The sequence below is a fragment of the Bacillus sp. JJ1533 genome (assembly GCF_036965045.1).
Classification (GTDB): Bacteria; Bacillota; Bacilli; order Bacillales; family Bacillaceae_L; genus Ferdinandcohnia.
Window position 1 is genome coordinate 12543 of record NZ_JBALOV010000046.1, and the last position, 8528, is coordinate 21070.

7 protein-coding genes and 1 rRNA gene are annotated in these 8528 nt (G+C 35.7%); 5 read left to right on the forward strand and 3 right to left on the reverse strand.

Features of this window, described 5'->3' with window-relative positions; genetic code table 11:
• The first annotated feature begins 172 nt into the window (after positions 1-172).
• The 4 genes from plsY to V7138_RS22940 all read left to right on the forward strand — a co-directional run bounded on the left by plsY (position 173) and on the right by V7138_RS22940 (position 5357).
• Entirely contained in the window at positions 173-742 is a 570-nt protein-coding gene (plsY, locus tag V7138_RS22925) for a glycerol-3-phosphate 1-O-acyltransferase PlsY (protein ID WP_335402046.1), read from the forward strand.
• A gap of 16 nt (positions 743-758) precedes the next feature.
• Positions 759-2357, forward strand: coding sequence for an aminotransferase class V-fold PLP-dependent enzyme (locus tag V7138_RS22930; RefSeq protein ID WP_335402048.1), 1599 nt, complete (start codon positions 759-761; stop codon positions 2355-2357).
• A gap of 112 nt (positions 2358-2469) precedes the next feature.
• The gene (locus V7138_RS22935) at positions 2470-4365 is read left to right on the forward strand and encodes a beta-propeller domain-containing protein (protein ID WP_335402050.1); all 1896 of its coding nucleotides are present in this window, start codon (positions 2470-2472) and stop codon (positions 4363-4365) included.
• Positions 4366-4445: 80 nt separating this feature from the next.
• Positions 4446-5357, forward strand: a complete 912-nt coding sequence (locus tag V7138_RS22940; protein WP_335402052.1) for a DMT family transporter — start codon at positions 4446-4448, stop codon at positions 5355-5357.
• Positions 5358-5399: 42 nt separating this feature from the next.
• Here V7138_RS22940 and V7138_RS22945 read toward each other — a convergent pair whose 3' ends face one another.
• The 3 genes from V7138_RS22945 to V7138_RS22955 all read right to left on the reverse strand — a co-directional run bounded on the left by V7138_RS22945 (position 5400) and on the right by V7138_RS22955 (position 7613).
• A complete protein-coding gene (locus tag V7138_RS22945; RefSeq protein WP_335402055.1) occupies positions 5400-6356 on the reverse strand; it encodes a processed acidic surface protein in 957 nt (318 codons plus the stop codon).
• A 119-nt stretch (positions 6357-6475) separates the two neighbouring features.
• Positions 6476-7090, reverse strand: coding sequence for a hypothetical protein (locus V7138_RS22950; protein ID WP_335402057.1), 615 nt, complete (start codon positions 7088-7090; stop codon positions 6476-6478).
• Positions 7068-7613 carry an RNA polymerase sigma factor gene (locus tag V7138_RS22955; protein ID WP_335402058.1) on the reverse strand — a complete coding sequence of 182 codons (546 nt, stop codon included), beginning with the start codon at positions 7611-7613 and terminating at the stop codon, positions 7068-7070. The genes V7138_RS22950 and V7138_RS22955 overlap by 23 nt, the downstream gene beginning before the upstream one ends.
• Before the next feature lie 807 nt (positions 7614-8420).
• Here V7138_RS22955 and V7138_RS22960 point away from each other — a divergent pair.
• A 16S ribosomal RNA gene (locus tag V7138_RS22960) occupies positions 8421-8528 on the forward strand; the annotation flags it as partial.

Here is an 8528-nt window from a genome sequence, read left to right on the forward strand (position 1 = left end):
AAATTATATCATGAGCTTTATGAATAGACAATGATTTAACTATTTTTTTGCATGAGGATGTCCCTATATTCATATATTTCTACTAAAAAAGTAAATAGACAATCTATTTTAACATGTTAACAATAAGAAAAAAATGGTAAAATTTGATTAAACCAAAAGTGGTGGTGAACCCGTGATTTATTTATATGTATTAGTTTCCTATTTTATCGGAACAATTATGTCTGCTTATGTCGTGACGAAATTTATGAAAGGTGAAGATATCCGCAAACTCGGAAGTGGAAATGTAGGTGCCAGGAATGCTGGTAGATTGCTAGGGAAGAGTGGTTTTGTGTTAACAGCACTAGGTGATGTGCTAAAGGGGATGATTGTTGTTATAGGTGCAAAACAACTTGGATTTTCCTTTGAAATTGAGATTTTGTCACTTATCGCTGTTGTCGTCGGGCATCTTTGGCCGATTACACTCAAATTTAAAGGTGGAAAAGGAATAGCGACAGCTGCAGGTGGTCTCGTTGTCTTAGCCTATCAGCCATTTTTAGTGTTTGCTGGAATCTTTCTCTTTTTATTAGCGATTTTGAGAAGTTTCACAATAGCGGGGATGACGGCCTTTTTTACGATGCCATTTATCTATTGGTATATGGATTACTCAATCCGTGAATGTGTCCTAATTTTTATTGTAATCGCATTATTGCTGTATGCGCACCGAGACAATCTAAAAGAAAGACTAGGGAAAAAAAACAATTAAGTGGAGTGAATACATCATGACATTTGTCTATAAAATAGCTCGGACAAAGCAGGAATTTAATCAAATTCATCGTTTAAATTATAAAACCTTTGTTGAAGAGATTCCACAGCATGACAAAAATGAAGAAAAAATGTTAGTCGATAAATTTCATGATCAAAATACCTATTTAATTTGTGTAAAGGATTCTAAATTAATAGGGATGATTGCTGTAAGAGGAAACAGGCCGTTTTCACTTGATCATAAATTATCTAAACTGGATGAACAACTTCCCGTAAAACCGAAAAAACCATGTGAAATACGTTTACTAGCGGTGGAAGAAGAATATCGTAATAACGGTAGAATCTTTTTTGGACTTGCTCAACTCATGTCTAATTTTTGCTTGAAGGTAGGCTATGATGTTGCATTGATTTCTGGAACAACAAGACAGGAAAAATTGTATCGACAACTTGGCTTTAAACCATTTGCCTCTTTAACTGGAACTGCGGAAGCCTCTTTTTGGCCAATGTATTTAACGAAACAAACTTTTGAAGAATCCTTGGCTGGAAGAATTTTGAAAGAACCAGTTAGCTTTTTACCAGGTCCTATTAAAATTCAGGAAGATGTAAAAGGAGCACTAAAGCAAGAGCCGATTTCACATCGTTCAAATGAATTTCTATTACAAATGAGGTCTGTAAGAGAAAAACTTTGTAGGATGACAAATGCAAAGCATGTGGAAGTATTAGTAGGTTCAGGTACTTTAGCAAATGATGTGATTGCTGCTCAGCTTGCTGTTAGTGGAGGGAAAGGCTTAATCCTTAACAATGGAGAGTTTGGTTCGAGACTAATTGACCATGCTAATCGAGCAGGATTAACTTTTAACAAGTTAGAAAAAGTATGGGGAGTGCCTATTACTGAAGCAGAAATCAAGAAAGAGCTTGAAACTGGTGATTATTCTTGGCTTTGGGCCGTTCATAGTGAAACTTCTACGGGTATGCTGACAAACGTCCAACGTGTTAAAGAAATCTGTCTTACAAACAAGGTAAAGCTTTGTCTTGACTGCATCAGTACGGTTGGTGCAGTTAAACTTGATTTTCAAAATGTATATTTTGCTTCGGGAGTTAGCGGAAAAGCAATTGGCGGATATACGGGATTGTCATTTGTTTTCCATAATCATGAAATCAAACCAAACCAGTCCATTCCAAGATATCTTGATCTCGGTATGTATGCATACTATGACAGCATTCCTTATTCCCATTCTTCGAACATGCTTGAGGCATTATATGAAGCACTACAAAAATATCAAAATGATGAATACTATTTGGAAATCAAAGAGAGATATAAGATGATCCGGGAGTACATAGAAGGTCTAGGACTGCAGATTTTAACAGCATCCGAATACTCGTCACCCGCAATCATGACTATACTGTTACCAGAATATATCCCTACAAAGGATTTTGGTGATGATATGGCGTTACAAGGATATTACCTACATTACGAAAGTCGCTATTTGCAAGAAAGGAAATGGATTCAAATCTCTTGCTTAAGTCACTATAATCAAAAGAAAATTTTAAAAATGCTCCACATTTTTGAACTTCTATTAAATCAATATGCAATAGCTGGAGAGCCTTCAAACTAGAGGGTTCTTTTTTTTATCCAGTTCTTCGCATCTAGCACATCGGGGGCTTTTCGCTTTACTTTCTGTAACATTTCTTACCAGTATCCGTCTAAGTGGAAAAGGGGTGAGATGAATGAAGAAAAGATGGATGTTTTATCTGGCTTCGGTTATTTTGATAACTGCAATGACAACGATATTTAGTACTTCAAGGCCGACAGTTGTAAGCCAAGTGGACACTGATTTACAACCAGTTACAAAAGAAAAGCTAACAGAAATCTTCCAGGAAGCGATTAAAGAGGAGAAACGTAATCGAAGGTTTAGCTTTTTCGCAAGGGATACAGCACAACAGGAAATGTCAGGATCAACTGAATCCCCTGCAGCTGATAGTGCGGCAAAAGGAGGAAGCGAGCATTCAGACACAAATATTCAAGTTCAAGGTGTTGATGAAGCAGATATCGTAAAAACCGATGGTGAATATATCTATCAACTTGTTGATGGAAAATTAAATATCATTAAAGCAGCACCTGCGAGGGAAATGCAGGTAATCACAACAATTCCTTATTCTCCATCATTTTCACCAAGCCAAATGTTTTTATATGAAGACAAACTAGTCGTGATTGGATATTCATTTCAGGATATTAGACCAAAAGAAACTCCAAACTCACGTAAGATGATCTATCCAACTACGCATTATGAAGCAACAACAGCCATTGTTTATGATATAAAAGATCCAAAAGATCCTGAGGAAATACGTAGAGTGGAGGTAGAAGGAAGCCATTTGACATCACGCAGAATCGATAACTATGTGTATCTAGTGGCGAGTCACTATCCGTACTATTGGATTATGGAAGATACGAAAGATGAAGACATCGAACTGAGACCACGCTTCTCAGATACAGCAAATAATGAGGAAAGCTCCTTTGTACCATATGAAAAAATTCAATATATCCCTGGGTCAAAAGAGGCTAATTTCACCTTAATTGCTGCTTTCGATTTGGATGATCCCAACAAAGAGGCTTCGATTACTTCATATTTAGGCAGTGGAAATCAATTATATATGTCGAAGGAAAACATTTATCTAGCAGTTGCAAACTATCAGGCCATGCCATTTATAGAGGGTGGCTCGGATTCACCTGATACAAATGTCTACAAGTTTTCAGTGGATGGAGACAAAGTCGAATTCCATCGTTCAACTGAAGTTCCAGGAACGATTCTCAATCAATTCTCGATGGACGAATATAATGGCACCTTCCGAGTAGCCACAACGAAAGGGAACACTTGGAACAACAACAAACCTTCCGGAAACAATTTGTATATTTATGATGAAAATCTAAAGCAAATTGGTTCATTAAGTGATTTGGCACGTGGAGAGCGAATCTATTCCGCTCGATTTATGGGGGAACGTATTTATATCGTTACCTTTAAACAAGTCGACCCGTTATTTGTAATTGATGCGAGTAATCCAAAAAAACCAGAGGTGCTTGGCGAGCTGAAAATACCAGGCTTTAGTAATTACCTCCATCCATATGATGAAAACCATATTATTGGCTTTGGACAAGATACTAAGGTAGTGGCTGATAAAACAACAAATAGTGAGCCTATGGTTTATACAGATGGTGTTAAAATTTCGTTATTTGATGTCCGTGATGTAAATAACCCAAAGGAGAAGTTCACAGAAAACATTGGAGGACGTGGAACTTACTCTCCATTAAATTACGACCATAAAGCTCTTTTATTCAATAAGGAAAAAGGAATTTTTGCTTTTCCGATTACTGTCTATCAAAACCAAGAAGGGAAAATGTATGAACAGCGATTCGAATTCCAGGGAGCATATGTATACAATATACATTTAGAAGGAATTGATTTAAAAGCGAAAATTTCACACGATTCTGGTTCATATGAAACATGGGAAGGGGAAATACAACGTGTGTTAACAATCGGCAATACAATGTATGCTATCTCACCAACTATGATTTCTGCATATGACATCAACAATTATAAGCAAATTGGAGAAGCCTCCTTACGCTAAAGGGTAGAATTTTCTTCTATCCTTTTTATGCATTTATCTTATATACTATATAAGATTATAAAAGAAATGAAGGGACATACATGAATCAACCAAAAATTAATCCATACTTCGTGTTGGCAATTGGTGTCGTTGCAGTATCGACGTCGGCCATTTTTGTAAAGCTAGCAAATGCACCCGCACCTGTTATTGCGTTCTACCGACTATTTTTTACAGTCTTACTGATGTTTCCTGTTTTTATATGGAAATATCGAAATGAATTAAGGGACATTACCAAAAAAGATTGGCTCTTTTCCACAATCTCAGGTGTGTTTTTAGCTCTCCATTTTATCCTTTGGTTTGAATCGCTCAACTACACATCCGTAACAAGTTCAACCGTATTAGTGACGATGCAGCCCGTTTTTGCTTTCATCGGAACTTATTTCCTATTTAAAGAAAAAATAAGTTTAGGTGCGATCTTAAGCACCTTTCTTGCTTTAGGAGGAAGCATCATCATTAGTTGGGGTGATTTCCGAATTAGTGGCAGTGCTTTATACGGTGACTTCTTGGCAATCGTTTCATGTGTAATGGTCACAGCCTATCTTTTATTTGGGCAAACGGTACGAAAGCGGGTAACACTTGTCACATATACTTTTGTTGTGTACAGCATTAGTACGATAACGTTATTTTTATATGTAGTGATATTTAAATATCCGTTAGGCGGATATGCTGGTCAAGATTGGATGTACTTTTTACTTTTAGCAATCGTTCCAACTTTACTTGGTCATAACCTTTTCAATTGGTCATTAAAATGGGTAAGTACTTCGACTATATCAGTAAGTATTCTATTTGAACCAGTTGGAGCAGCCATCTTAGCTTATTTTATACTTTCGGAAAAAATAATCCTTACACAGATTATGGGGGGAGTCATTATTGTAGTCGGTATTTGGTTGTACTCCATAGGTGAAAGGAAGAAAAGTAAGCAGGTTTCATTATCAGAACAAAGTATAGGGTAAAAAGATAAGCCATGTCTATCCATTGTAGACATGGCTTATCTTTTATGCGTATTTTCGAGTCATCCATAAAGCGCCAACACCCAAAATCATGAAGAATGCACCAACTAAAAGAAGGTTCGTATATGGGGTAGCGGTAATAGGAAGCTTATTCCCTTGTACTTTAATGCTCATTTCTGTTGCAAGCGTTGCAACAGTTAGGAGTTTTTCTCCGCGCTCAATGATAAAATCAGAAGCTAGCATTTCCTCTGAAACTTTGAGATCCAGTAGGTATTCATCATTAGCACGATATAACTCAACAAGGAGTTCTGCACCATCAAGTGTGTCCATTTGAAGTAGCTTAGTATAAGCAATAGCTTCTCTAGTTCCATCCTTTAATAGAAAGTATCTTGGTTGCAGCTCAAAAACTTCAATCATTTTGTCATACATCACAAGAAGCTCTTTTTGCTGTTCGGATGACAATCCTTCTGTATTATTATAGGAAAAGTATCGCTCTAAATTAGAACTTATAGATTTCATTTTCCCCTCAAGATTCACATCATTAAGGCTTAAAAAATGTAAAAACAATCCGTCTATCTCATCTTCCGTTAACCCAATCTCTGAAAGCAACCGCTCTGCTTCTACCAAAACCTCAGCATGATTTAAATAAAAATCAACTGTTGTCTCAAGATCCTTAATGAATAAATAATCTTCTACCGACTCCCCAAAACCACCAAGGATATGGTGCAACTCATCCTCATTTATATTATGTTTGGTTAATAAAGTCTGTACATTCTCATTATTCACTGGTTCACCTAGGTAGGAAACTAGTTCATTCATACTTGCGAAATCCTGTAAGGACAAATCATAAACTGCCAAATAATTCTCGAGCTCATCTTCAGTTAATCCGGTCTGTGTTGTATACTTCTTTAATTCCTCAGGGGTAACCTCAGCGAACACTCCAATAGACAAAAACGCAAGCTGGAATAAAAAAACAACCCCAACTAGTAAAAACTTCTTCATTCCTCTTCCTCCAAGCCAATATATTCATAGGTGTAGTATTTTCATCTTTTACCAAATAATGCATGCCAAGGAGGAATTTAATGAAAAAACATATATATATATAATGCAGTGAAATGATGTTAGTTGATCTTAAATGTTTTTGCGGTTTCATGAATAATCTCTAGGTCGGCTTTAAAATCCGAACCTCCAAAATAGCCGGGAGTAACTGCGTGAAAATACAAATCATAGATAACCTCTTGATCATCGGGTTGGATGAAATAATGGACAGTCTGAATTGCATGCATTTGTTTAACATGGAAAAGGACTCGTTGGGTCGGTTCTTGGAAGTCTTCCATCACATCATTCTCAAATATACCAGGCTGAGACAAAAGTTCCTGTTTTATTTCGGTGTTAATCTTCTTTACCCCACCAACCTCTGTCCCATTTTTTAGAAAAACATGTGTATCACCTTGTTCTTCTATACTCATTTCTTTTGGAAGATTGATTGTAAATGAAAAAATTGGCTCTCCGTGTATGGGTTCCTCTTTAAAGATGGAATAGTAAGAGTATGTTCCAATCCCAATTACAAGAAATAAAAACATTACACCCGATACCAGGGACATAAAGAATCGGTTAGAAACCAAACTGTTCTTTGTCCTAGTATTGCTTGTTCTGATAAGCTGAACAATTCTGGTTCTCTGTGCTTCATTTAATTGAAACTTTGGAAATGATTTATTTGGGAAGGAATTCTTCATAATCTTTTTCCTCTCCTTTATTAATAGAGTTAAGATTTTTTTGTAAAGCTTTAACAGCTCGATGGTATGTCAATGAAACTTTGTGAGTAGACCATCCTAAGACAGCAGCTGTTTCTTCAACACTTAGTTCTAAAATTAATCTTGAAACAAGAACCTCTTTATAAGATTGTTTTAAAGAAAGGATTGTATCGTGTATATCAGAAAGAACTTCGTCTAATAGTAGAGCTCTCTCTGGATTAGATGGATCAATTGGAATTTGTCTTTTTCCAAGTAGGTCAAAAGGTTGAAATGTCAGCAGTCGCTTTCGACGATTTTTATCAATTACTAAATTCCTTGCAATGGCAAGTAACCATGTCTTAGGGTTGGAACGTTCCTCAAAGGAATGAAATGATTTGATTGCTTTCAAAAATACCTCCTGAACATAATCATCAACGTCAATGGACCCTGTGTAGTAAATAAGGAAACTATAAACATCATTTCCATACTCATAAAACCATTTCTCAATTTGACTAACATGTTTCAAACGTCGTACCCCCTTTGTGTTTCCTTTCTATAATAGACGATCGAGACAGCAACTTCTTTCATAATAAAAGTAAAAAGTCTTGGAAAACTGAAAAACTGACAACCATAAATGATTGTCAGTACGGATTAGGAAATTACCTTAATAAAAAGAACTAGCAAAAAAACTAAAAACGAAGGCCATAATAATAGACGAAACAAAGGTTATGAAAGTACTTGCTTCAATTCTTCCCTCGTTATTACTTATCCTCAATCCTTCTATATAAACAAATGAAAACAAAAATAAACACATCGCTAATGATAAAAACATTCCAACTGCTTGTAGGAACTCAAAAATCAAGGTCTTTCCTCCTTCCATATTATTTTTAATAAAATATATGAGTAAATCTAGTAAATATGATTAAAATAATAGAGGCAGCAAAAGAAAGATATAGAAAATATTAAAAAATAACATTACAAATAAAGTATTTCATTAAAAAAATATATACGGTATAATATTTATTATCTTTTCTATTGATAAAAAGATAGAGAAAAGAGATTTGGTTTTATCGAATCTTTTTTTAAAAAAGGACTTGCAATAGTTTTTAAGTGATGGTATATTATTTCTTGTCGCTAAAATAGGCGGCACGAAATAAATGAGTGAAAAACACGAAAAAATTTTTTTGAAAAAGTGGTTGACACTCAAAAACGAAAATGTTATATTAGAAAAGTCGCTTCTAAGAGGCGAGTCAAAAAGTTCTTTGAAAACTGAACACAATACAAGCGTCAACGTTTTAATTCTAAGTAACAAATTATTGAGCAATCAATACTCTTATTGGAGAGTTTGATCCTGGCTCAGGATGAACGCTGGCGGCGTGCCTAATACATGCAAGTCGAGCGAACCTGAGGGAGCTTGCTCCCAAAGGTTAGCGGCGGACGG

Coding starts and splice junctions, on each gene's coding strand:
- V7138_RS22945 (WP_335402055.1), bottom strand. CDS start 6,356: ATGAAGAAGTTTTTACTAGTTGGGGTTGTTTTTTTATTCCAGCTTGCG.
- V7138_RS22950 (WP_335402057.1), bottom strand. CDS start 7,090: ATGAAGAATTCCTTCCCAAATAAATCATTTCCAAAGTTTCAATTAAAT.
- V7138_RS22935 (WP_335402050.1), top strand. CDS start 2,470: ATGAAGAAAAGATGGATGTTTTATCTGGCTTCGGTTATTTTGATAACT.
- V7138_RS22940 (WP_335402052.1), top strand. CDS start 4,446: ATGAATCAACCAAAAATTAATCCATACTTCGTGTTGGCAATTGGTGTC.
- V7138_RS22930 (WP_335402048.1), top strand. CDS start 759: ATGACATTTGTCTATAAAATAGCTCGGACAAAGCAGGAATTTAATCAA.